The 23,414-nt window shown below is 62.2% G+C and carries 20 protein-coding genes; 16 read left to right on the top strand and 4 right to left on the bottom strand.

What is annotated here, in order from left to right:
- Window positions 1-8 precede the first annotated feature (8 nt).
- Complete coding sequence (locus F3J20_RS00670; protein WP_167281377.1) at window positions 9-1,454, bottom strand: MFS transporter; 1,446 nt, start codon at window positions 1,452-1,454, stop codon at window positions 9-11.
- A 173-nt stretch (window positions 1,455-1,627) separates the two neighbouring features.
- On the opposite strand from F3J20_RS00670, the gene F3J20_RS00665 reads away from it, so the two are divergent.
- The 7 genes from F3J20_RS00665 (at window position 1,628) to F3J20_RS00635 (ending at window position 9,674) form a co-directional block, all read left to right on the top strand.
- Window positions 1,628-2,533, top strand: a complete 906-nt coding sequence (locus F3J20_RS00665; protein WP_167281492.1) for a LysR family transcriptional regulator — start codon at window positions 1,628-1,630, stop codon at window positions 2,531-2,533.
- A 349-nt stretch (window positions 2,534-2,882) separates the two neighbouring features.
- Window positions 2,883-4,424 (top strand): ABC transporter substrate-binding protein, encoded by a 1,542-nt coding sequence (locus F3J20_RS00660; protein ID WP_167037439.1) that lies wholly within the window; start codon window positions 2,883-2,885, stop codon window positions 4,422-4,424.
- A gap of 241 nt (window positions 4,425-4,665) precedes the next feature.
- Window positions 4,666-5,838, top strand: coding sequence for a porin (locus F3J20_RS00655; RefSeq protein ID WP_167037436.1), 1,173 nt, complete (start codon window positions 4,666-4,668; stop codon window positions 5,836-5,838).
- Between the two features lie 204 nt (window positions 5,839-6,042).
- A complete protein-coding gene (locus F3J20_RS00650; RefSeq protein ID WP_167281375.1) occupies window positions 6,043-7,797 on the top strand; it encodes a hypothetical protein in 1,755 nt (584 codons plus the stop codon).
- Window positions 7,794-8,639: a hypothetical protein gene (locus F3J20_RS00645; RefSeq protein ID WP_167281373.1), complete on the top strand. Its 846-nt coding sequence runs from the start codon at window positions 7,794-7,796 to the stop codon at window positions 8,637-8,639. The genes F3J20_RS00650 and F3J20_RS00645 overlap by 4 nt, the downstream gene beginning before the upstream one ends.
- A gap of 31 nt (window positions 8,640-8,670) precedes the next feature.
- Window positions 8,671-9,078, top strand: a complete 408-nt coding sequence (locus F3J20_RS00640; protein WP_167037428.1) for a carboxymuconolactone decarboxylase family protein — start codon at window positions 8,671-8,673, stop codon at window positions 9,076-9,078.
- A 2-nt stretch (window positions 9,079-9,080) separates the two neighbouring features.
- The gene (locus tag F3J20_RS00635) at window positions 9,081-9,674 is read left to right on the top strand and encodes an amino acid synthesis family protein (protein WP_167037425.1); all 594 of its coding nucleotides are present in this window, start codon (window positions 9,081-9,083) and stop codon (window positions 9,672-9,674) included.
- A 122-nt stretch (window positions 9,675-9,796) separates the two neighbouring features.
- On the opposite strand, the gene F3J20_RS00630 is transcribed toward F3J20_RS00635, so the two are convergent.
- Together F3J20_RS00630 and F3J20_RS00625 are read right to left on the bottom strand one after the other, a co-directional pair.
- Window positions 9,797-10,435 (bottom strand): GntR family transcriptional regulator, encoded by a 639-nt coding sequence (locus F3J20_RS00630; RefSeq protein ID WP_167037422.1) that lies wholly within the window; start codon window positions 10,433-10,435, stop codon window positions 9,797-9,799.
- Window positions 10,436-10,553: 118 nt separating this feature from the next.
- A complete protein-coding gene (locus tag F3J20_RS00625; RefSeq protein WP_167281371.1) occupies window positions 10,554-11,345 on the bottom strand; it encodes an alpha/beta fold hydrolase in 792 nt (263 codons plus the stop codon).
- Between the two features lie 97 nt (window positions 11,346-11,442).
- On the opposite strand from F3J20_RS00625, the gene F3J20_RS00620 reads away from it, so the two are divergent.
- From F3J20_RS00620 to F3J20_RS00595, 6 genes are all read left to right on the top strand, one after another.
- Window positions 11,443-12,423 carry an aldo/keto reductase gene (locus F3J20_RS00620; RefSeq protein WP_167281370.1) on the top strand — a complete coding sequence of 327 codons (981 nt, stop codon included), beginning with the start codon at window positions 11,443-11,445 and terminating at the stop codon, window positions 12,421-12,423.
- Window positions 12,424-12,475: 52 nt separating this feature from the next.
- Window positions 12,476-13,960 carry an aldehyde dehydrogenase gene (locus F3J20_RS00615; protein ID WP_167281368.1) on the top strand — a complete coding sequence of 495 codons (1,485 nt, stop codon included), beginning with the start codon at window positions 12,476-12,478 and terminating at the stop codon, window positions 13,958-13,960.
- Window positions 13,961-14,021: 61 nt separating this feature from the next.
- Window positions 14,022-14,960 carry an ABC transporter permease gene (locus F3J20_RS00610; protein ID WP_167037410.1) on the top strand — a complete coding sequence of 313 codons (939 nt, stop codon included), beginning with the start codon at window positions 14,022-14,024 and terminating at the stop codon, window positions 14,958-14,960.
- Window positions 14,961-14,969: 9 nt separating this feature from the next.
- Entirely contained in the window at window positions 14,970-15,758 is a 789-nt protein-coding gene (locus F3J20_RS00605) for an ABC transporter permease (RefSeq protein WP_167037407.1), read from the top strand.
- Window positions 15,755-16,816, top strand: a complete 1,062-nt coding sequence (locus F3J20_RS00600; RefSeq protein WP_167281366.1) for an ABC transporter ATP-binding protein — start codon at window positions 15,755-15,757, stop codon at window positions 16,814-16,816. The genes F3J20_RS00605 and F3J20_RS00600 overlap by 4 nt, the downstream gene beginning before the upstream one ends.
- Window positions 16,813-17,802: an ABC transporter ATP-binding protein gene (locus F3J20_RS00595; protein ID WP_167037401.1), complete on the top strand. Its 990-nt coding sequence runs from the start codon at window positions 16,813-16,815 to the stop codon at window positions 17,800-17,802. Before F3J20_RS00600 ends, F3J20_RS00595 begins: the two co-directional genes overlap by 4 nt.
- 39 nt (window positions 17,803-17,841) lie before the next feature.
- On the opposite strand, the gene F3J20_RS00590 is transcribed toward F3J20_RS00595, so the two are convergent.
- Complete coding sequence (locus F3J20_RS00590) at window positions 17,842-19,623, bottom strand: helix-turn-helix domain-containing protein (protein WP_167281364.1); 1,782 nt, start codon at window positions 19,621-19,623, stop codon at window positions 17,842-17,844.
- Window positions 19,624-19,821: 198 nt separating this feature from the next.
- Between F3J20_RS00590 and F3J20_RS00585 the strand changes: the two genes are divergently transcribed.
- From F3J20_RS00585 to F3J20_RS00575, 3 genes are read left to right on the top strand one after another with little or no spacing between them, the layout of a single operon-like run.
- Window positions 19,822-20,799, top strand: a complete 978-nt coding sequence (locus tag F3J20_RS00585; protein WP_167281362.1) for a flavin reductase — start codon at window positions 19,822-19,824, stop codon at window positions 20,797-20,799.
- Window positions 20,800-22,314: an aldehyde dehydrogenase gene (locus F3J20_RS00580; protein WP_167281360.1), complete on the top strand. Its 1,515-nt coding sequence runs from the start codon at window positions 20,800-20,802 to the stop codon at window positions 22,312-22,314.
- Window positions 22,315-22,351: 37 nt separating this feature from the next.
- Entirely contained in the window at window positions 22,352-23,395 is a 1,044-nt protein-coding gene (locus F3J20_RS00575; protein ID WP_167037389.1) for an LLM class flavin-dependent oxidoreductase, read from the top strand.
- Window positions 23,396-23,414: the final 19 nt, after the last annotated feature.

Here is a 23,414-nt window from a genome sequence, read left to right as displayed (position 1 = left end):
ATCCACCCTTAGCGGGCTTGTACCGCCGTCTTCGCGAGCTCCGGTCCGGTGAGCGCTTGCTGCCGGAGCCATTCATACTGTTCCTTCGGGATGGGGACCGCGTTGTCGTCACCGAGGTCTTGCAGCCGTACCCGATAGGTCTCCCTGGCGCTCCATGCAGCCAGTGCGGAAACGACCGTCGCGCCGAACGTCAGCGAGCCGATGAGCATCGGCACATTGTGAGACCCCGGCGGGGCCACTGCCGCGAAAAGGGCGGGGAGCAGCGCGGTGAGGGTCGTGCCGAGATTCTGCGCGATGGCCATCGCCGAGACGCGGAAACGGGTCGGGAAAAGCTCGGGATAGTAGCTCGGGAAGATGGCGTTATAGCCCTGATAGACGACACCCCACATCAGTATCGACATGACGAAGGCAAGCGGCAGATTGTGGATGTTGATGGCGTACAGATACGCAAACGACAGGAGTCCGGATGACAGGGCACCGAAGATCATCGGCATTCTGCGCCCGATGCGATCGGACAGATTGCCGACGAACGGAATGACGATGACCGCCACGATATTGCCGACCACCGGAATCCACAGATACACGCTGGGATGAAACCCTATGCCGTATGAAGGCTGAACGGCATAGGCGGCACCGAAGATCGTCGCGACCACGGGAATCACGTTCATGAACGCCATGAAGAAGACGCGAATCATGTCGGGCCAGCTATATTTGAACGCTTCGAGAATCGGCGCGCGCGCGACCTGGCCGCTTTCGTCTTCCTTGGCGAAGGCTGCCGTTTCTTCGACCTCGCGGCGGATGATGTAACCGGCCAGGAGAACGCCGGCGCTCAACAGGAAGGGGATGCGCCAGCCCCATGAAACGAGCGCATTCTCGGGCATGTAGTACGCGAGCGGCAGAAACACGGCGGCAGCGAGAATCTGGCCCGCCTGTACGCCTTGCAGCGTGAAACTCGCGAAGTAACCACGGTAGCCGAACGGCGCCTGCTCCATGATCATCGAACTGGCGCCCGAAATTTCACCCGCGACGGCGAAACCCTGTACCAGCCGCAGCACGACGAGCAGCGCGGGCGCCAGCAGGCCGACCGATTGATAAGTCGGCAGCAGACCCACGGCCATCGTGGAGAAGCCCATCATAAACATGCAGATCAGCAGTACCGTCTTGCGGCCGTGCGTGTCGCCCCAGTGACCGAGTACGAATGCGCCGATAGGTCGTGCCACGTAGCCGACGCCATAGGTCGCGAGTGAAGCGACGATCGCGATCGTGGGATTGCCCTTGGGGAAGAATATCTGCGGAAAGATCAGGGCGGCGGCTTGTGCGTAGATGAAAAAATCGTAGTACTCGAGCGCCGAGCCGATCCAGCCGCTGGCGGTGGCCTTCTTCGCCTGCTTGCGAGCTTTCGCGTCGGCGGCGTTGTCGCCGGGGCTGCCATGCGATGGCAGTTTGATTTGCATGAGTGTCTCCTGATTCTGGATTGACTGGCACAGCGTCGATGGCTGCGATTCTGGGAGTGGATTGATTCGGCGCCGAGCCCCGGCGCATGGGAATCGCCGCCAACGATACGAGGCGAGGTTCACATGCGCAATGCAATGACTACAATGAGGATATTGCGAGCGACAATAACCTCATGGATCTCACCGAGCTTCCCGATCTGAAACTGCTTCAGCTCTTCGACCTGCTGTATGACGTGCGGAGCGTGACGCGTGTCGCCGAGCAACTGGGGCAAAGCCAGCCGACAGTCAGCATCTGGCTCGGACGCTTGCGCGATCATTTGCGCGATCCCCTGTTTATCCGCACGCCGGGCGGTATGACGCCGACTCCGCAAGCGGATGCATTGATCGGCCCGTGCCGCGAAATCCTGGAGTTGCTTCGGCGGTTTGCCGCATGGGAGATCGCCTTCGATCCCGCCACCGCCAGGCGGCGCTTTCGCATCTGCATGACCGACGCGAGCCATGTCACGCTGCTTCCCCGAATCCTCGCGTACGTGCGGGATCAGGCGCCGGGCATCCGCCTCGAAGCGGCAAGGATCGACGGCAATACCGAGCGGGCATTGGAGTCGGGGGAGGCCGATCTTGCGATCGGGTATGTGCCGTGGCTCGGCGGTGGGATGTACCAGCAGCAACTGTATAACCAGGACTGGGTCTGCCTGACGAACCGTAATCATCCGCGGGTGCGGACCCGGCTCAGTCTCAGGCAATACCGTGCCGAGGGGCATGTGGTGATAGCGGCCGGCACGGGGGCGCAGCTGCTGGAGCAGGCGTTGCTGCGCGAGAACATCGACCGCGACGTCGTACTTGAACTGCCGGGCTTTTTGGGGTTGGGCTCGATCATCAGGACGACCGATCTGATTGCCACGCTGCCGCGCAACATCGGCGAAACGCTTGCCGAGATGAACGACATCGCGATTCATTCATGCCCGTTTGCGGTCGATGGCTTTGCGGTCCGTCAACACTGGCATGCCAAGTACCATCACGAAGCGGGCAATCGCTGGTTGCGCGGCGTGGTGGCGGAGTTATTTGGCGGAACTCGATGATTTCGACGGCGTTCCACCGAGGCTGGGACGCCGCGCGAGTTCGAGCGGGGTTGCGACCGCGCGGTTATCCGCCGCTCTGCTTTCTCGTGGCATATGGCATTGGTGCGGCCGCAGACACCTGCGCCTTTGCGCGTCAACTTTCGCCGGCATAAGTGTAAGTCCCGCTTTCCTGCTGATCTCCCTGCCTGATCGCGACTGATCGGGCGGAGCCCCCTCTCATCACCGCGATGCCAGGTGTTGTATCGACCACAACATGGAAACTACTTATTTTTTTCCGATTGCTTGTCAGACAGAATACTATCATTCTACATCCGATCAGCTAGGTATTTGAGCTATAGGAGTCTGTCCGATGCGTCGCCGTACCTTCCTGGCAGCCACCAGCGCTGCCACCGCCGGGATGCTGTTCATGCAGAGCGGCCGGGCCGCCGTGGATACTTCGACCAAACCGGTCAGCGGCGGCACGCTGCGCGTGGCGTTTGCGTCGGACACGAAGACGCTCGATCCGACGTTTTCGGTCAATTTCTCCGAGCGCCAGCCGCTCTACCTCATCTACAACACCTTGCTGTCGATCAACCCCGACGCGTCCATCGGCCCGGAACTCGCCGAGCGCTGGGACACGCTCGACGGCGGCAAGCGTCTCGTGCTGCATCTGCGCAAAGGCGTGATGTTCCATGACGGCACGCCGTTCGACGCCGCCGCGGTCAAGGACAATCTTGACCGGCGGCTCGATCCCGCGGTCGGCTCGCCATTGCGGCCGCAACTGACGCTGATTCTCGACAGCGTGGAAGTGAACGATCCGCAGACTGTCACGCTGCATCTGAAATCGCCGAGCCCGGCGTTGCTCGGCATGCTCGCGCAGCGCGAAGGCTTCATGGCGTCGCCGACGGCGATGAAAAAATACGGCAAGGACTTTGCGACACACCCGGTCGGCACCGGCCCGTTCGTGTTCAAGGAGTGGATTCCGGGCAACTCGCTGAGCGTCGACAGGAATCCGAAGTACTGGGAGCCCGGCAAGCCGTATCTCGATCGCGTCGTATTCAGCGATACGTCCAATCCGATCATCGCGATGCAGCGCTTGCGCACCGGCGAGGTCGACTACATCTCGGCGCTATCGCCGATCGACATCCGCCCGATCGAAAACCAGCCCGGCATCGTGCTCGACGCGGGCCCGGCGAGCCGCTGGTACGCGCTGCAATGGCAGGTCGACCGGCCGCCGTTCAACAACCCATTGGTGCGCCAGGCGGTGGCGTATGCGATCGACCGCAAACGCATGGTCGAGATACTGATGAATGGCAAGGCGCCGATCGCCGAGTCGATCGCGCCGCCGGGCGCGTGGTGGTATGACCCCACGGTGAAGTCGTATCCGTACGATCCGGCCAAGGCGAAGGCGCTGCTTGCGCAAGCGGGCGTCACCAACCTTTCGGTCAGCCTGTCGACGCCGCAGATCATGCTGATGCAGCAGATCAACCAGCTCGTTCAGGAGCAGCTGAAGGCGGTCGGCATTGCGGTGCGGCTCGATCCTATTGCGCAAAGCGACTGGTACCCGCGTCTCTCGCAGGGGCTCATCAACTTCAGCCCGATCCGATGGTCGCAGCGTCCCGATCCGGACGGCCTGTTTCCGCTGCTGCTCGGCAGCACCGGCGCGCAGAACACGACGAAGTACCACAACCCTGACGTCGACAAACTGTTGCAGCAGGCGCGCGACGCCTCCGATCAGGCGACGCGCAGGAGGCTCTACGGTCAGGTCGAGGCGATTGTCACGCGCGATCTGCCGTACGTGCCGCTGTTCTTTTCGATTGAATACGCAGCGATGCGCAACAACGTGCACAACCACGTGTGGTTGCCCGACGAGATTCCACGTTTCCGCAACATGTGGAAGTCGCCGGCGTAGCGCGGCGACGCCGAACAGGCCGGGGCGGGCAGGGAGCGCCGTCCGGCGGCGCGGTACGGCAAGCGCATCGTAGCATCGGTCCCGCGCGGATGAGCCAAAGCCGGGCGGGCGTGACGGACTGACGACGTATCTCTCCGGTGTGGGGAGAGGCATCGTCGCGCCTGCATATCGATTAGGTATCCATATGTTGTGATGGATGATGCATAGGTGATCCCAAGCTCCTTCCTACTGGTGAGACAAAATGAAAAAGATTTCCCTGGCAGTCCTGCTTCTCGCGGGCGGTTCCGGCGCGGCGATGGCGCAGAGCAGCGTCACGCTATACGGTATCGTCGATGAAGGTTTGATGTTCAACAACAACGCGCGTACCGGGCAGCAGTTCGCGCTCGCGAGCGGCAGCGAATCGGGTAGCCGCTGGGGCCTGCGCGGCGCCGAGGACCTGGGCGGCGGACTGTCCGCGGTCTTTACGCTCGAAGGCGGCTTCAGTTCATCGACCGGCGCGCTCGGGCAGAACGGCGATCTCTTCGGTCGCCAGGCCTACGTCGGGCTGGCGGCGCCGACGTGGGGGCAGGTGCTGCTCGGACGTCAGTATCTGAGCGGCTATGACTACGTCGGCGCGTTGACCGCGGCCGCGCAGTGGGCGCTCGGCGGCGCGGGTTTCGGCGCGCATCCGGCCGATCTGGACAATCTCGACGGCACGTACCGGGTGAACAACGCGGTCAAATACAAGTCGCCGAGCTTCGGCGGCTTTTCGTTCGGCGGCACTTATTCGTTCGGCGGCGTGGCCGGCGACTTCTCGCGCAACCAGATCTACTCGCTCGCGGCCGGCTACAGCATGGGGCCGTTGACCGCTGCTGCCCAATACACGCACGCAAGCAACCCCAATTATTCGCTGTGGGGCAATAAGGCCAACGACAGCAGCACGGGTTCGAACATGTCGGGTCCGGTGATTTCCGGTCTTGCCACCGCCGGTTCGCAGGATGTCGCCGCGGTGGGCGTGAATTACAAGATCGGCGATGCGACCCTCGGCGCCATCTATAGCCACGCGTCTTTCAACAATCTCGGCACCCTGGCGGTCGCGGGCGCGAGCAACGGGCTGCGCGGCACGGCGGTATTCAACATCATCGAAGCGAACGCGAAGTACATGTTGACGCCCGCGCTGCAACTCGGCGCGTCGTACACGTACACGGCGGCAGGCAGCCTGCGCGGGCTGTCGGGTGCGCGCTATCAGCAGGTCAATCTCGGCGTCGATTACAACCTCTCGAAGCGCACCGATCTATACCTGGTCGGCATCTATCAGCAGGCATCGGGACACGACTCGACCGGCGCCAACGCAGTCGCGCAGATCGCTTTCGCGACGCAGTCGTCCACGAACCGGCAGGTCGTCGCGGTCGCGGGCATCCGGCACAAGTTCTGAGCCTTGCCGCCTTTCGCGCGCGGCGCCTGCCGTCGCGCGCGAATGCGGACGATCGCCGGCGCCGATCTGCCATCGGCAATTGCCGGTGGCGCCGGCTAAAACACGGCAACTAGGAACACATTGGAAGATGGTATACAATAAGACATCGCTCGATCAACGTGCCGAGCACTTCATTTCAGCAACGCGAAAGGACTTGTAATGCCGATGGAGTTGCCCCCCTTTCTGGAAGCCGCCGCGACGCAACTGGCTGGCGCTGGTGCCGCGGAGAAGATCATCGGTTATATGCGGCCCGCCGAGTCGATCATGCAGGGTCCGTTGATGGGTGCGATGAAGGCGTCGCGCGTGAGCTTTGCCTATGTGCTCGCGCGCCGCATGATCGACGAGCGCTGGCGCATTGCGCTCGAAACCTGCGAGGCGGACGCAAACGGGCAAGGCCGCCTCGTCTACCGCATCAGCGCACGCGGAATCGACTTCACCTATATTGCGCGCGCATACGAGTGGGACGGCAAGGAGAAGGTGGGGCGCCGCTCCGATGGCGCAAATCGCGACATGTTCGGCGCACTGTTTGTCGGAGCACCGGACGCGGCGCGCATCGAGCGCGAGTTCGCCACGTTCGATCTGAAAAACGTCGAGACGATGCGCACGGATGCCGTGGTGCTCGGCTGGACCCCGGCCAATCGCAGCGCGCGGATTTTCGATCACGTCGTCGATGCACTCGTGGCCGGTCATCAGCCGGAGCCGGGCCTGATCGGCAGCGCCTCGGCCTATCTGCTGCGCAACGGCGGATTTCAGGGCAGCGGCCGCAACGGATCGATCTCGTATCAGGGCATCGCCGCCGACCACCCGCTGTGCCATCCCTTCTTCGCGGATCTCTTCGGTCTCTACATGGTTCGGCAGGTGTCGATCGATCTGGTCAACGCGATCGCCCGTGCGCGTAATCCGCGCGCCGCGCAACTCTCCGAAGAGGTCGCGCGTTATCTCGCGGTCGGCAACTCGTCGGGGCAGGGCATGTGCGTGGCGTTGCAGCGTTGGCCGCATTGGGTGTCGACGTGGCTGACCGTGCGCGAAGCCGCCCTCGCATACGCGAAGTCGATGCCCGTCGATGCGGCGAGCCGCGAGCGTCTCGTCAGCCTGGTCGCCCGTGTGGCCGCGTACTGCGACACGGTCCAGGTTCAGTCTGAAGATTATGTCGTGCCGAACAAGGTCATCGCGGCGAACTTGCGCACCATCGTCGGCTGGCTCGATGGGTCCCGGGCTTTTTCTCTCTGGAACGATCTCGCGCAGGCCGCGTCGGCATTCGATGCCGAAACGCAGGAGCAACTGAACTCCGCGCTGATCGATTTGTACCCCGACGTATCGGACCGTTTCGCCGATTACCTCGTGATCGGCGCGGCGCGCGAGCGCGGCGTCGTCGCCGAGATGACGGTCGGCGAGTTGCGCGGCCTGTTGCGCAAGAACTATGCGTGGGCGCTGCGCTACGACACGCTGCTGTCGAAGACGCGTCAGCATTTCTGGTATCACTCCGTCGACAACGGCGAGCAACGGCGCGGCGAACGCGTGCTCGATCCTGGCGAGGAGTACGAATCGTTCGTCGATCACATTGGCATCGTGCAGCGCCTCGCCTGCGTCGTTGCGAGCTACGCGGACGATGAACTGGTCGGCGAGCTGATGTTCGCGCATCCGGATCTGGAGATGGCCGTGTCGCGCGTGCAGTATCTCGATGGCCTTCCCTATGCGGAGATTCGCGACAACCTGATCCACAAGGATTTTGTCCCGGCGCAACTGATCCGCTTTTTCCTCGCGTCGCTCGGCATCGAATGCTCGACGCCGCTGTCGATTCGCTATGTGCGAGGCGTCTTCTTCCAGGGGGTTCCGCTGCCGGCCGAAATCGCCGAGGGCACGACGCGCGACTGGCGCTACCCGGCCGAGCCCGCCACCCAGACAGAGATGCTGTCATGACCCAGCCGACCTACACCTCAGCCGCGGTATCGGAAATCACGCGCGTCGCCTGGTGGAGTCTGCGCGCGTTCGGTTGCCCGCTCGGCGCGGTCGAAGCCATGGCGCGCGTGCTGACCTGTTCCGAAGTGCTCGACGGCGATACGCTTGCCGCGCTGCGTCGCAACGAAGCCGCGTTGCTCGCGGCATTCGCGAGCGATGAACCGCGCTTCGATCGCACGAGCGAAACGAGCGGCGTTATCGACGCAGCGGGCCGTTCGATGCTCGATATCGGACCCCGGGCGGTCGATCTGATCACCGGGCTCGCGAGGCGCAGGCGCGGCGCCGTGCGTATCACCGTGAACCACCTCGCGGACGAGATCGGCCTGGCCGGTACGGCGACGATCGCCGCGCAGCGGGGCATCGGGCTTCTATTGACGAATGGCGACCCGCATGGCGCATGGCGGTTCTATACTGCCACGAGCGGCGGCGCGATAACGTCGCTGACCAGCGATCCTGGCGGCGCCGCGATTCATGACCTGATGGTTCTGCTGCACGAAGTCGGCGACGTGCCATCCGCCGCGGCCTTGCTGGCAGCCGATGCAACCGGTGCCGGAACCTCGGCCCTCGAACTCATCGCATTTCCTTTCGTCGCGAGAGACGATCTCGCCGAGCTGGCGGCCCGTCGTTCCGGCATGGGCTGCAAGGATGTGAGCGGTGCGTTGAGACGGGCCTATGCGCACGGAGTCGACGTCGCTACCGCCGACCTCAGGTTCCTGTACGAACTCGAGACACGTACCTGGGCGCCCTCGTCGGAGCGCTCGCGGGCCCAGGCGGGCTTCCAGGCTGCGAGTCCGACACCGTGATCGTAAGACAGTCGTTTTGAGGAGATCAGGATTGGATATCGAACGATTCAATACCGGCGAACGCCGCCGTCGTGATGTGCTGGGCGATGCCTATGTCGATCAGTCGCTCAAGAGTGCTGACGATTTCAACCGGCCGTTCCAGGAGCTCGTCACGGAGTATTGCTGGGGCACGTGCTGGGGCGACCCGACGCTCGTGCCGCGTGAGCGCAGTCTGCTCAATCTCGGCATGATCGCTGCGCTCGGCAAGATGCACGAGTTCGAGCTGCATGTGCGCGGGGCGCTCAAGAACGGCCTGAGCCACGAGGAACTGCGCGCGGCGCTGATCCAGATCGCGGTGTATTGCGGCATCCCCGTCGGTGTCGACTGTTTTCGCGTGGCGCGCAAGGTGCTGGCTGAACTCGCCGCCGCCTCTCAACCTGCTGCTGATCCCAAGGAATGACGATGCCGTTTTCGATTCGCAAAATCGTGGTCTACAAGGAAGCGACCTTCATTGAAGGCGACAAGGCGCTTGCTACGCCCGTTACGCTTGTCGGCGTTGCGGCGGTGATTCGCAATCCGTGGTTCGGGCGCGGCTTCGTCGAGGATCTCTCGCCGGAGCAGCGCGATGGCTGCGGCGAACTCGGCAAGGTGATGGTGGCACGCATGCTCGAAGAGATCGGCGGCAAGCAGGCGATCGAAGCCTACGGCAAGAGCGCGGTAGTCGGTGGAGGCGGAGAAATCGAACACGCGTCCGCCGTGATTCACAACCTGCGCTTCGGCAATCACTATCGCCATGCGGTCGAAGCGGAGAGCTTTCTGTCGTTCACCAACAAGCGCGGTGGACTGAACACGTCGCTGCAGGTGCCGATCAAGCACATTCACGACGGCGCCGCGCGTTCGCACTTCATCACCCTGGAGTTCGCCATTCCCGACGCACCGAATCCCGATGAGATCGTGATCGTGCTTGGCGCGTCGACAGCCGGACGACCGCACGCGCGTATCGGAGACCGGCATCAGGACATGCAGGAGATCGAGCGCGAGAACGCGGCGCACTGAGACCGGCGGGCGTGGGGAAGGCGGCAATGCCATGGCATGAGGCGGCACGGCCGCCGCCGCATCACCCCGCGTAGGTCCGGTGGCGCTGTGCTGCTGTCAGCGGCACAGCGCGTGGAGCGTGTCTAGCGATTCGCCTGCCCGTCCTTGAGCAGGGCCGTCGCCGACTGCGCCGATCGCTCGATGAGCGCGCGTATCGTCAAGGCAGCGGCATTGCCGTCGCGCTTCTTGAGTGCCTTGAAAATCTCGCCCATGAGTTCGACCGTTCCGTGACGGCGTTCCACCGGCGAGCGCCGCGTCGTGGTCGCGCGCAGCAAACTGATGCGGGCGCCGAGAAGCTGCATGACGTGCTTGGCGGTCTCGTTGCGCGCGCCTTGATAGAGGATCGCGTAAAAGCGATTCGAAGCGGCGAGGAACGCTTCGTCGTTTTCGACCGGCGTATTCTTCAGCGCATTGAAGGTGTCTTCGAGTTCGGCGAGGTCCTCACTGGTCGCGCGCTGGGCAAAATGCAATGCCGCTTCGGAATCGAGCGCCGCCCGTATTTCATAGATTTCCGTGGCGATTTCGGGCGTCAGAGTTGCAACCACGACGCCCTTGGTATCGAGGCTCTCGACCAGACGCTCCGATTCGAGATTGCGCAACGCCTCGCGGATACTGCTGCGGCTGACGCCGGTCTGTTCGCATAGATCGCGCTCGATCAGCTTCTGGCCCGGCGCGAGCCGTCCCGCAATGATCGCTTCACGCAGAACGTTTAGCGTCTTCATGCGGATCGTCTCGTTTTTGGCGACGCTCAAGCCTACTTGTTGGGCAACCGTTGCGTCTTCTGTCATCGTTCCACCCTATGTTTGAATGCGGGCCGTCATGTGCGGCCCGTGCTGGGTTTTATTCCGGCTGCAGAAACTCGAGCAGCAGGCCGGCAATCAGGTCCGGTGCTTCGAGCAGCACGCTATGACGCAGCTCCGGCAGGATGCGAAGCTGCGATCCGGCGATTTTCTCATGTAACAGGCGCGACATCCGGGGCGACGAGCCGGGGTCGTTCTCGCCGGTCATCACGAGCGTCGGTACGCTGATGCGATCGAATGCGATGCCGCGATCCGCTGCCGCAAACACGCGATACGCGGCCGCGTACGACCGATGATCGTTCTTCACCAGTTGTTCGAGACGGTACGCGACGCGTTGCGGGTTGGCCGCCTTGAACGCCGGCGTGAACCAGCGATCTTCCGCCGCCGCGACGACCGCCGCGATGCCCTCGCGGTCGATCTGGTCGGCGCGTTTCAGCACGCGCGCGCGTTCCTCGTCGGTGCGCTCCGCGACCGAGCTGATGAGCGCCAGCCGGTTCAGACGCGCCGAGTTTTCCACCGCGTATTTCTGCGCGATGAGGCCGCCGAGAGAAAAGCCCACCAGATGCGTTTTTTGCACACCGACAGCATCGAGCAGCGCGTCGACATCGGAGACGAAGTCATCGAGCGAGCAGCGCGTGATCAGGCTCGATGCGCCGTGGCCGCGCAAGTCCGCGTGTAGCACCGTGAAGTGCGCCTCGAGCTGGCTCGCGATCGCGTCCCAGCTTGCGTGATCCGCGCCGATGCCGTGTATCAGCGTGACAAATGGTCCGGACCCCTGAATCTTGTACGCAAGCTCCAGGCCGTCGGCAGAAACATATTTTTCCACTTGCATCGTCTCCGTTAATCTGTTGGTATACAAGATACTAGCTGACAAAAAATATTTCGACTAGACTGACCTCAACATCTGGCGAATACGGAGACCTCCATCCATGGAGTACGCAAGATTAGGCCGCTCGAGCCTGCGCATTTCCCGCCTTGGCTTCGGCGCGATGGGTATCGGCAACCCGGGGTGGCGCAAGTGGGTGCTCGAAGAAGACGCAGCACGGCCGATCCTGCGCGCGGCGGTCGAGGCGGGCATCAATTTCGTCGATACCTGCGATTTCTATTCGGCGGGTGCCAGCGAGACCGTGCTCGGCAATGCGCTATGGGATTACGCATCCCGCGACGAGATCGTGCTGGCCACCAAGCTCGGCAATCCGATGGGCACGCATCCGAATGCGCGCGGCTACTCTCGCAAGCACATCTTCAGCGCGGTCGATGCGTCGCTGAAGCGCCTGAAGACCGATTACGTCGATCTGCTGCAAACGCATATCTGGCAACCGGACACGGACCTCGAAGAACTCGTCGTCGCCTTCGACGATCTCGTGAAGAGCGGCAAGGTACGCTACGTCGGCGCCACGACCATGCCCGCCTGGGCTTTCGTGCAATGCGTGAATCTCGCGAAACAGATGGGACGTACGCCGTTTGTGTCGATGCAGTGCGAGTACAACGTCTGTCATCGCGAAGCCGAGCGCGAACTGATACCGTTCTGCCGCGCCTACGATATCGCGCTGGTCCCATTCAGTCCGCTCGCGCGCGGCTTCCTGTGCGCGGACCGGCGCGATGCGCGCAACGCGACCGCGCGACATGATTCGGATGACTACACACTGAAGCACTATCACCGCCCGGGCGATTTCGCGGCACTCGAATGCGTCGCGAAGATCGCCGCAAAGCGCGGAGTCGAACCGAGTCAGGTCGCGCTGGCGTGGGCGCTCGCGCAGCCTGGCATCATCTCGCCGATCTTCGGCGCGACGCAGGTTGAGCACGTCGCGAGCGCGGTCGCCGCACTCGATCTGAAGCTCGACGAGGACGAACTGCGAGCGCTCGCCGGCACCTACGAAACGCGTCCGCTCGGCGCGAAAAGCCACTGAGGCAGCCGCTGCGCGTTTCCCCTCATTTGCTGCACATTCTCAAGGCATGCCAATGAATCAGCAAACCGAAAGTTTCGCGATGTATATCGACGGCGAATTCGTACAGGCCGAGGACGGCCGCACCTTCGAAAGCGTCAATCCGTGGACCGGCCGCGCATGGGCGACGATTCCCGACTCGAGCGCCGCCGATGTCGATCGCGCCGTGCGGGCCGCGCATCGCGCGTTCACGAGCGGCCCGTGGCCGAAGATGACGCCGAACGAACGTGCCGCGCTGCTGCAGAAGCTCGCCGACAAGCTCGTCGAACACAAGGACCGGCTCGGTTATGTCGAGACGCAGGACACGGGCAAGCTGCTGAAGGAAACAACCTGGCAGGCCGCGCACACGGCACGTGCGTATACGTATTTCGCCGGTCTCGCCGACAAGCTGCAAGGCGACATTCCGCCGTCCGCGCCGAACATGCTCAATCTCGTGCTGCACGAGCCGGTGGGTGTTGTCGCGGCGATCATTCCGTGGAATTCGCAACTGCAATTGTCTGCCTACAAGATCGCGCCGGCGCTTGCGACCGGCAACACGATCGTCGTCAAGGCTTCCGAAGATGCCTCGACACCGCTGCTCACGCTCGCGAGGCTCGCGCATGAAGTGGGCTTCCCGCCGGGCGTCATCAACTTCGTATCGGGCCGCGCGAATCCGTGCGCGATCACGCTGACGAGTCATCCGCTCGTGCGCCGCATCGCCTTCACCGGTGGTGTCGAGACCGCACGCAAGCTGATTCCGAACTCCGCGCATAACATCGCGAAGCTCTCGCTCGAACTGGGCGGCAAGTCGCCCGTAATCGTGTTCGACGACGCCGATCTCGACAGTTGCGTCAACGGTATCGTGGCCGGTATTTTCGGCGCGAGCGGACAGAGTTGCGCGGCGGGCTCGCGACTGATCGCGCACGAATCGATTCACGACGCGCTCGTCGAGCGTCTGGTCGAACGGGTGAAGACGATCGCGATCGGCGACCCGATGGAGGCCTCGACCAACATGGGGCCGCTTGCAACGGAGCGGCAGGTCGCCCGCATCGAGACGCTGCTCGCGCAATCGGTCGAGCAGGGCGCGCAGGTCGTCGCCGGCGGCAAGCGTGTTGCGGGGCTGCCGCATAACCAGTGCTTCCAGCCGACGATCGCGCTATGCGATCGCGGCGATTATCCGGTCGTGCGCCAGGAATTGTTCGGTCCCGTGCTGTCGGTGCTGAAGTTCCGCACCGACGACGAAGCGATCGGCATCGCTAACGATAGCGACTATGCCTTCGCCGGCGGCATCTTCAGCCGCGACTTTCCACGCGCGATGCGTACCGCGCGTGCGGTGCAGGCGGGCCGCCTGTGGATCAACACCTATCGCGTCACCGGCGTGAATGTGCCGTTCGGCGGATTCAAGCAGAGCGGCTACGGTCGCGAAGCCGGTATCGACGCGCTCAAGGACTACACTGAAACGAAGGCGGTGATGATCGAAGTGGGGGGCGAGGCGCTCGCCGATCCGTTCGTGATGCGCTAGGCGCAGCCATACGCGCAGCGGCGTTCGCGTACGTGTAGGTGCCATACAGGGACATTCTCTTATGCTGACAGTCATAGGCAGGCGGCTCGTCTGGGCCGCGCCCAATCTGATCTTCGTGACCGTATTGCTGTTCTTTAGCGTCGCGGTGTTCTTCGGCAACCCGGCCGCGTTGATGCTCGGCCAGGATGCGACCCCGCAGGCCGTTGCCGAACTGAGCCATCAGATGGGCTTCGACCGGCCCGTGGTCACGCAATATCTGAGCTGGATGGGCCACGCCTTGTCCGGCGACCTGGGGCGCTCGTACACGACGCATCAGACCGTCGCCGAGATGCTGATGCGTTCGTTGCCGGTCACGGTCGAGCTGGCCGTGCTGTCGATCCTGCTTGCAACCGTGGTCTCGGTGGGGCTGAGCAGCCTGACCGTCGGCCAGCGTGTGATCGGCACGTTCGTCACCGTGCTGTCGATCATCGGCATGACGGTGCCGAACTTCATGCTCGGCATGGTCGCGATCTTCATCTTCTCCGTGAAGCTCGGCTGGCTGCCGTCGGTGGGTTGGGTGCCTTGGGACCACGGTCTTCTCACGCACCTCCAGCATCTGATCCTGCCGACCATCACGCTTGCCGCGTACTACTTCGGCGCGTTCACGCTCGTCTATCGCGCCGAATACCAGGCGGTGCGAGAGCGTCTCTTCGTTCGTGTCGCGCGAGCGAAGGGGCTGTCCGAACACCGCGTGTCATTCCGCCATATTCTGCCCAATTCGATCCTGCCGGTGATTACGTACATCGGCATCAGTCTCGGACAACTGATGGGCGGAGCGGTCGTGACCGAAACGCTCTTTTCGATGCCCGGCATCGGCCAGTTGTTCGTCACGTCGATCCTGTCGCGCGATTATCCGGTGATGCTCGCGATCGGCATGTTCATCATCGTCGCGGTGATCCTGATGAATCTGCTCGCCGACGTCGTGTATACGCTGATCAATCCTCAGATCCGGCTGAACTAGGAGCTATTCATGCGCGAAATCCTGATGCGTCCCAAGGTGCAGATCGGCGCGTTCATCCTGCTCGTCATGATCGCGATTTCGCTATGTGCGCCGCTTATCGCGCCGCATGATCCGACCGCGAGCAGCGTGATGTTTCTCGCGCCTCCCGGCGCGGACAACCTGCTCGGCACCGACGAGCTCGGCCGCGACATTCTTTCGCGGCTGATCTACGGCGGACAATCTTCGCTGATCGTCGGTATCGGCGCGGCAGTGATGGCCGCCATCATCGGCATTCCGGTCGGGCTCGTGGCGGGTTATCTCGGCGGTCGCGTGGACCTGTTCGCGACGCAGATCATCGACATTTTCATCGCGCTGCCTGGTCTGATCCTCGCGCTCATCATCACCGCGATGGTGGGCCCCACGTTATTCAATCTCGTGCTGGTGCTCGGCTTCGTCAGCTGGCCGCGGATCGCGCGGCTGGTGCGCGGGCAGACGCTCGCGCTGCGCGAGTCGGTGTTCGTCGAGGCGTCGAAGGCAGTCGGCGCGCGCGCTGACTGGATCATGCTCAAGCATGTGTGGCCGAACACGATGCGCATCGTTGCCGCGCAGTTCGCGCTGACCGTCGCGTATTCGATTTTCACCTCGGCCAGCCTGTCGTTTCTCGGCCTCGGCATGCCGCCGCCGACCCCCGACTGGGGCGCCATGGTGCGCTCCGGCTTCGACTATCTCGCGATGAATCCCGGTATGAGCCTTGCGCCCGGCGCGGCGGTTGCGGCGACCGTGTTCGGCTTCTACCTGATCGGAACCAGCATCAAATGACGACCACGTTCGAAGATTCACGCGTTCTCTCGGTCGAGCATCTGTCCGTATCGTTCGATACGGGCAAACGCAATACGCCGCCGGTCACGGTCGTACGCGACGTGTCGTTCTCGATCGGCAAGGGCGAGATCGTGGCGATCGTCGGCGAATCGGGCTGCGGTAAATCGACGACGGGCCTCGCGCTGCTCGGCCTGAATCCGGGCAGCAACGCGTCGGTGAAAGGCTCGATCAATCTGGCGAAGAAGGGCGGGAAGACCGTCGATATCGTCGGGTTGCGCGAGCGCGAATTGCGGCGCGTGCGTGGCAACGACGCGGCCATGATCTTCCAGGAGCCGATGTCGTCGCTCAATCCGTTGTACACGATCGGCGCGCAGATCGAGGAAGCGCTCAGCGTGCATCGCAGGATGTCGTCGAAGGAACGCGCGGCCGAGGCGCTGCGGCTCGTTTCAATGCTTGGCATTCCGAGTCCCGCCAAATGTCTGAATAGCTATCCGCATCAACTGTCGGGCGGCATGCGGCAGCGGGTCATGATTGCGATTGCGCTGTCCTGCCACCCGGGGCTGCTGATCGCCGACGAGCCGACCACCGCGCTCGACGTCACCGTGCAGGCGCAGATCGTCGAGCGGATGAAGCAGTTGCAGCAGGAAACGCAGATGGCGATCCTGTTCGTCACGCATGACCTCTCGCTGGTCGCGGAAATCGCCAACCGCGCGCTGGTGATGTACGCGGGGCAAATCGTCGAGGCGGGTCCGGTTAGCGATCTGTTCAACCAGCCGCTGATGCCTTACACGCAGGCGTTGATGCGTTCCCGTCCACGTCTTGGCGACGTGCGTCATCGCATCAAGCCGATTCCGGGCGGCGCGCCCAATCCGGCCGCGCTGCCGGCCGGCTGCACGTTTCACAAGCGTTGCGAGCATGCCGTCGCGGGGCGCTGCGATACGCAGGTGCCGTCCCTCGAAACGACCGATGACGGGCTTCGCCAGGTGCGCTGCCTGCGTTGGCGGGAATTGCGGCAAGTACCGCAATGCGCGCCCGTATTGCAAGGACAACCATCATGACGCCGACTTCCACGCAACCGCTGATCAGCGTCAGTCATTTGCGCAAGCTCTACGACATTCGCCGTGGCCTGTTCTCGAAGCTGGTCGGTCACGTGCATGCGGTCAACGACGTGTCGTTCGACATCGCGCCAGGCGAGACGCTTGGCCTTGCCGGCGAATCGGGTTCGGGCAAGACGACGATCGGCCGCTCGGTGTTACGGCTGATCGAACCGACCGACGGTGCGATCCGCTTCGACGGCAAGGACGTGATGGCGCTCAACGCGGCCGGACTGCGGGATTACCGGAAGAGCGCGCAGATCATCTTTCAGGACCCGTTTGCCTCGATCAATCCACGGATGAAGATTCGTGACGTGATCGCCGAGCCGTTGCGCGTGCAAAAGATTCATGCGACCGAACGCGACGTCGATCGGCGTGTCAGCGAACTGCTGGATCTCGTGTCGCTGTCCGACGACTACAAGGACCGGAGTCCTACCGCGTTATCCGGCGGTCAGCGGCAACGTGTCGTCATTGCGCGGGCGCTCGCGGTCAATCCGAAGTTCATCGTGGCCGACGAGCCGATCTCCGCGCTCGACGTGTCGATCCAGGCGCAGATCGTGAGCCTGCTCGACGAGCTGAAGCAGCGGCTGGGCCTCGCGATGTTGTTCATTTCGCACGATCTTGCCGTGATGGAATATCTGTCGGATCGTATTGCGGTCGTCTACCTCGGGCAGATCATGGAGATCGGCCCGGCGAGAGCAATTACACAAACGCCGAAGCATCCGTACACCGAGGCGCTAATTTCCGCGGTGCCTGACGACCGGCCCGACATGAGACGCAAGCGTGTCGTGCTGCAAGGCGACGTGGCCGATCCGGTGTCGCCGCCAAGCGGCTGCGTGTTCCGCACACGCTGCATTTACGCGAAACCGGAATGCGCGCAACAACGTCCGGTGCTGCGCGAAATTGCGCCGTTGCATTTCAAGGCGTGTATTCGCGACGACGTGTTGTAGGCGCGGTTCTGGTTTCGTTGGCGGGGCTACGCCCGGTACTCACATGTGTTGCAAGCGGCGCAGGCGGAACGCGAGTTCAAGGCTGAATCGAGTCTCTGCGTCGTCGACGTCTTTGCCCAGCACCTCACGAATACGCTCCATCCGATAGCGAATCGTCGTCACATGTACTTTCAGTTCATCAGCGCATTTTTGTAGCCTGCAACCCGAGTCCAGATAAGCTTCGAGTGTCTTCAGCAGATCGCCGCGATTCTGGGCGTCATACTGATCGAGCGCACCGAGCGTGTTGGCGACGAAAACGTCGACCTGCGAGGAAGACAACGCGGAGAACACGAGTCCATAAGGGCCGAAGTCCTCTTCGTGGACGACACCGCTACGTGCGAAACGATCGGAAAGCCGGAACGCGCGCTGGCACGCCTGCCATGCCGGCGCGTAATCATGCGGAGCATGGCATACGGGACCCGGCGCGATGACGCAAGCGCTGCCGGTCAGCCGGTCGGTGAGTTCCAGTGAGCGCCGCATCAGGTCGCGGCGCCGCGCTTCCGGAATGCCCTCGGCTTCGGAGATGAGCGCCATCAGCAACGTTCCCGCGGGAACCACGGTGATGTTGGCGGACCAGGCGTTCGCGAGAGCGGACGAGATCGCACGATGATTGCCGCGCAGTATTTGCCGCGCGCTTTCAGCGTCTCCCCGGATGCCGATCAGCACAAGCCGGTTCGGTGTGCCGAGCGGTAGGCCGCAATGCGCTGCCCGCGACAGCAGGTCGTCGTCGAGGTCGCGCCCCGAGAGCAGATCGTCGAGGATTTTCGACTGGGACTCCGTGCGCTCCTTGAAGCGGATGACTGTACGCATCAGCATGACCGACAGCGCAAACGCGACTTGCCGGATCAGCAGCTCGTCCACCGGATCGAAGCGTTCTTCATCGGTCAGCAGATAGAGTGCGCCGGCCTGCTGGCCGTCGACGCGCAGCACCTCGCGCCGATGCACAGGCGTGGATGTGGGGCTTGTCGAATCGTCGGATGTTTTTGCTTGCCACTGCGCTTCGTCGTTCAACTCGATTCGCAGCATCTCCGCGAGCGCGTTAGCGTATTGCGGATCAGCGGCGCGTTGCCCTTTCATCAAGGCTTGAGCGGGCCGGTCGACCACCGCGATCGGACAATCGAGCAGCGACTCGACGGCGGACAGTACCGCGGTTGGCGCTTCGTCGGACAGAACGCGGCGCATCAGTTCGCTAACCGAATCGATCGTATGTTTGACGCGCGTGGACAGTACCGTTTCCTCGCGCAGACGCTGGGCCTTGCCGACCGCGATCGCCGCGAGCTGCGCAATCGCCTTGAGGAAGGCGAGTTCGTCATTGTCGACGTTGAGGATCTCTCGCGACTGCACGGCAAGGATCATTCGCCGTTCGTACTGATCGGTTGCCGGTAGCGGCAGGATCGTCACGGTGTGATAGTGGCGGGCCAGCGCGTCTTGCTGGTAATGCAAGTAATCGGAGCGCTGCGCATCCGGAATGATGAGCGGCCGCTGCTCGTCGAGCACCTTCCTGACCGGACTGGTCGCCAGTTCCCAACGCGTCGAGGCGCTTGACGGATCAACGAGGAACGGGTCGAAGCGTGCCATCAGAACCGACAGTCCCGCGTTTTCGTCGACGCTCATGATCGAACACATGTCCCATGTCGTGTAACGACAGGTGGCATTGGTGATGCTGTCAAGCAACGTGCCTAGATCGCTGCTCTCGTTGACCAGTTTCGCGATGTCGGCGAGGCGTGAGAAATGAGCTTGGGATGACTTGACGGCTATTGAAGCTGGAAAAGTGTTGTCCATGCAGCGGATCGTACTGTGACAAATTTTCAGTTTCAACTTTTCATAGTGCCCGTGCATTGGTGTTAACGATCAGGTGCTTTCATTTCTTTGCCGCGTTTCGTCGAAAGCTCGAATTCGCCACTCGAAAATACTATTTTCCCTAGATGGCAGATCGAAAAGTGACGACCCAGAATGTTTTCACTGAAGGAGACATTCTCGATGAATACGTCACAAGAGAGAGAGGCAAGCCCGTTGGATGTACAAGGGCTACGGAAAGCTTTCGGCAGCTTCGTGACGGGCGTGACCGTCGTTTCGGCTATCGACGACCAGGGCCACTACCGAGGTCTGACCGCCAACTCGTTCACCTCGGTGTCGCTCGATCCGCCTCTGGTGCTGGTGTGTATCGACAACAAGGCGACGACCTGCCCCGTATTCGAGCAGGCATCGAGCTTCGCCGTGAATGTTCTCGCGGCAGGGCAGCGAGACGTTTCGAATACGTTCGCGTCGCGCGCTCCGGACAAGTTTCACGGTGTGCCGACGCACGTTGCCACAACCGGCGCACCGCTGCTCGAAGGCGCGATCGCATGGTTCGATTGCGCGAAAGAACAGTTCGTCACCGCTGGCGATCACACGATGCTGATCGGCCGTGTGCTCGATTTCGGCCATACGGGCGGCGTTCCGCTCGCCTATTGCCGCGGCAGCTACATTGATTTCGGTCTCGAACAGAAGGCGGTCGGTGCCGGCAAATCGTTGAACTACGGCTGTGTTGCGAATCTCGGCGACGCGGTGCTGATGGTCCGTGATCCGCTCAAGGGAAGCTGGACGATCCCGACCGCAGGACACGGCACGGACCAGCACGCACCGGGCGGTCTGTCGGATCTTGTCGCGAAACTTGGCGCAACGGTCGAACTGTCGTTCCTCTACTCGGTGTTCGAGAATGCCGGCGAGAGCTTTATCGTCTATCGCGGCACACTCGCGGATGAGCCGCAATTGACCAAAAGTGCCGCTCTGTTCACGCAGGAAACGATGCCGTGGGATCAGATCGGTTCTTCCCAGACTCGCAATATGCTGCGCCGCTACTTCCTCGAACGCGCCGATGCGCGCTTCGGCATCTATATGGATAGCGCCGACGGCGGCAAGGTCGCGATGCTCGACGGTGCGCTCAAACCTTTCAATCAACTCGATATGGGATCTTGAATGGTATCGATCAGTGTCGAAAGTCTGACTGGCACGCGCACTCGCAACTGGATCGATGGCGCGTGGCACGAACCCGCGAGCGGGACCTATCTCGACAGCTTCAATCCGTTCACCGGCGAGGCTTGGTATCAGATCGCCGATTCGAATGCGGACGATGTCGGGCAAGCGGTTCAGGCCGCCGAACGTGCGCTGCATGATCCCGCGTGGCGGGGGATCACGCAGACCGATCGCGCGAACCTGCTGCGCAAGCTCGCGGAGTTGATCCGCGCCAACGTCGATCGTCTTGCGCGGCTCGAAGTGCACGACAACGGCAAGCTGCTGAAGGAAATGCGCGCGCAAATCGGTATCTTGCCGGATCAATTCCACTATTTCGCGGGCGCGGCAGACAAGCTCGAAGGAACCACCATTCCGGTGAATCGACGTGACGTGCTTGCCTATACGTCGCGCGAGCCGATCGGCGTCGTCGGTGTGATCGTGCCATGGAATTCGCCGCTCTATCAGTTGAGCTGGACACTCGCGCCCGCGCTGGCCTGCGGCAATACCGTAGTCGTCAAACCGTCTGAACATACGTCGGCTTCTGCCTTGGCGCTGGCTGAACTGATCAAGGAAGCGGGCATTCCCGACGGTGTTTTTAACGTCGTAACGGGTTTGGGCGCGAGTGCGGGAGAAGCATTGACGCGTGATGCCCGCGTGGCGAAAGTCGCGTTCACCGGCAGTACCGCGAGCGGCCGCAAGGTTGCTCATGCGGCTGCGGATCACTTTGCGCAATGCAATCTGGAGCTCGGCGGCAAGTCGCCCAATTGTGTGTTCGACGATGCGCCCTTCGAGCGGGCACTCGATGGCGTCGTTGCGGGAATCTTCGCGGCGGGCGGGCAGACATGCGTGGCGGGGTCGCGGATCTACGTACAGCGGACCATCTTCAATGCGTTCCGCGACGCGCTTATCGAACGAGCCCGTGCCGTGAAACTCGGCGATCCACTCATGGACGATACGCAGATGGGGCCGGTCGCAGTCAAATCCCAGCTAGAAAAGATCGGATCGATGGTGTCGCATGCCACGCAGCAGGGCGCGCGCCTGCTCGCGGGGGGTAAGCGTGCCGCCGCGCCGCTCGATCAGGGCTGGTTTTACGAACCCACACTGCTCGATCAGGTCGCGCCGTCGATGGAAATCGTTCAGGAAGAAGTATTTGGCCCAGTGGGCGTGATACAGCCGTTCGAAGACGAGCGCGACCTTGCGAGACTGGCTAATGCGACGCGCTACGGGCTGACAGCGGGAGTATGGACTCGCGACATAGACAGGGCGATGCGATTTGCGCGCGATGTCGAAGCGGGCACGATCTGGGTCAATACCTATCGCGCGGCGTCATTTACCACGCCGATGGGCGGTTTCAAGGAGAGCGGCTACGGTAAGCACTACGGCCTCGAGTCGATGCGCGAGTACTCGCGTGCGAAAAGCGTAGTCGTCGACTATTCCGGCAATACGCCGAATCCATTCGTCATGCGCGTAAGCGGCTGAGCGGCAATCGGATTGATACGTCAAAAAAGGCGCGAAAGTGAAATTTTCAATTGTACTGAACATGGATCGCTTTTCCGAAGACCTGTCGATGCGAGAGGTTTGGCGTCGCGTCGACGAAATGGCGGGGCTGGCCGACGAAGGTGGATTCGACATGATCTTCACGGCCGAACACCATACGATCGAAGCGACCATTGCACCGAACCCGTTCCAGGTACTGGCTGCGTGGTCGCGCACCGTCAAGCGGGCGCGTCTCGGTACGGGGGTACTGTCCGCTTCATACTGGCACCCGATCCGGCTTGCTGGGGAAGCGGCCCTTTGCGACATCATCACCGACGGCAGACTCGAAATTGGCATTGGCCGCGGTTCGTATCAATACGAATTCGACCGCATGAAAGACGGCATGCCGCAGCAGGAGGGTGTCGCCTATATGAAAGAGATCATCCCGGTGGTGCGGGAGCTATGGAAGGGCGACTACGCGCACGACGGCAAGTATTTTCAGTTTCCCGCCGCCACTTCGGTACCCAAGCCATTGCAGCGCGAGGTGCCGATGTGGTGCGCGGCACGCGATCCGGCTTCTTTCGATTGGGCGGTCAAAAACGGTCTTTCGATCATGGCGACGCCGTTGCACGCACCGTTCTCGGAAGTCGAGAATCTGGTCAGCCGTTTTGAAACCACGCTTGAGAACAATCCCGGCGTCAAACGGCCGAAACTCATGATGCTGCGCCGTACCGCGGTCTACGAAGACGCGAAGGACTGGCAGGTGCCGGTTGAATCGCTGACTAACTACGGCCGCTATTTCGAGAATCTTTTGAAGAATCTCGGTAAGGTAAAAAATGGATTTTGCGAACCGGTCGGTTATGAAACCGTGTCGAATCGTTCCGACTATGCCCCTGAGTCCTTGCGCGAAAACATGATGTTCGGCACGCCGGACGAAGTCGTCAAAAAACTCAAGGCGTATGAGGCACTCGGGATCGACTACTTCATGTACGGCGCCTTTTTCGGCATGCCATACGATCGTGTCAAGCGATCTATCGAGTTGTTCTGCAAGGACGTGCTTCCGCATTTCAACGAGGCCAGATAATTCGAGAACTTACGCGTTG

The organism is Paraburkholderia sp. Cy-641 (genome assembly GCF_011752945.1).
Classification (GTDB): Bacteria; Pseudomonadota; Gammaproteobacteria; order Burkholderiales; family Burkholderiaceae; genus Paraburkholderia.
The sequence above is the reverse complement of the archived record's forward strand: the minus strand, read 5'-3'. Positions and strand labels throughout refer to the sequence as shown.

Bases quoted from the DNA above. Each gene is read 5' to 3' on its own strand.
- F3J20_RS00670 (WP_167281377.1), bottom strand. From the start codon at position 1,454: ATGCAAATCAAACTGCCATCGCATGGCAGCCCCGGCGACAACGCCGCC.
- F3J20_RS00665 (WP_167281492.1), top strand. From the start codon at position 1,628: ATGGATCTCACCGAGCTTCCCGATCTGAAACTGCTTCAGCTCTTCGAC.
- F3J20_RS00660 (WP_167037439.1), top strand. From the start codon at position 2,883: ATGCGTCGCCGTACCTTCCTGGCAGCCACCAGCGCTGCCACCGCCGGG.
- F3J20_RS00655 (WP_167037436.1), top strand. From the start codon at position 4,666: ATGAAAAAGATTTCCCTGGCAGTCCTGCTTCTCGCGGGCGGTTCCGGC.
- F3J20_RS00650 (WP_167281375.1), top strand. From the start codon at position 6,043: ATGGAGTTGCCCCCCTTTCTGGAAGCCGCCGCGACGCAACTGGCTGGC.
- F3J20_RS00645 (WP_167281373.1), top strand. From the start codon at position 7,794: ATGACCCAGCCGACCTACACCTCAGCCGCGGTATCGGAAATCACGCGC.
- F3J20_RS00635 (WP_167037425.1), top strand. From the start codon at position 9,081: ATGCCGTTTTCGATTCGCAAAATCGTGGTCTACAAGGAAGCGACCTTC.
- F3J20_RS00630 (WP_167037422.1), bottom strand. From the start codon at position 10,435: ATGAAGACGCTAAACGTTCTGCGTGAAGCGATCATTGCGGGACGGCTC.
- F3J20_RS00625 (WP_167281371.1), bottom strand. From the start codon at position 11,345: ATGCAAGTGGAAAAATATGTTTCTGCCGACGGCCTGGAGCTTGCGTAC.
- F3J20_RS00620 (WP_167281370.1), top strand. From the start codon at position 11,443: ATGGAGTACGCAAGATTAGGCCGCTCGAGCCTGCGCATTTCCCGCCTT.
- F3J20_RS00615 (WP_167281368.1), top strand. From the start codon at position 12,476: ATGAATCAGCAAACCGAAAGTTTCGCGATGTATATCGACGGCGAATTC.
- F3J20_RS00610 (WP_167037410.1), top strand. From the start codon at position 14,022: ATGCTGACAGTCATAGGCAGGCGGCTCGTCTGGGCCGCGCCCAATCTG.
- F3J20_RS00605 (WP_167037407.1), top strand. From the start codon at position 14,970: ATGCGCGAAATCCTGATGCGTCCCAAGGTGCAGATCGGCGCGTTCATC.
- F3J20_RS00600 (WP_167281366.1), top strand. From the start codon at position 15,755: ATGACGACCACGTTCGAAGATTCACGCGTTCTCTCGGTCGAGCATCTG.
- F3J20_RS00595 (WP_167037401.1), top strand. From the start codon at position 16,813: ATGACGCCGACTTCCACGCAACCGCTGATCAGCGTCAGTCATTTGCGC.
- F3J20_RS00590 (WP_167281364.1), bottom strand. From the start codon at position 19,623: ATGGACAACACTTTTCCAGCTTCAATAGCCGTCAAGTCATCCCAAGCT.
- F3J20_RS00585 (WP_167281362.1), top strand. From the start codon at position 19,822: ATGAATACGTCACAAGAGAGAGAGGCAAGCCCGTTGGATGTACAAGGG.
- F3J20_RS00580 (WP_167281360.1), top strand. From the start codon at position 20,800: ATGGTATCGATCAGTGTCGAAAGTCTGACTGGCACGCGCACTCGCAAC.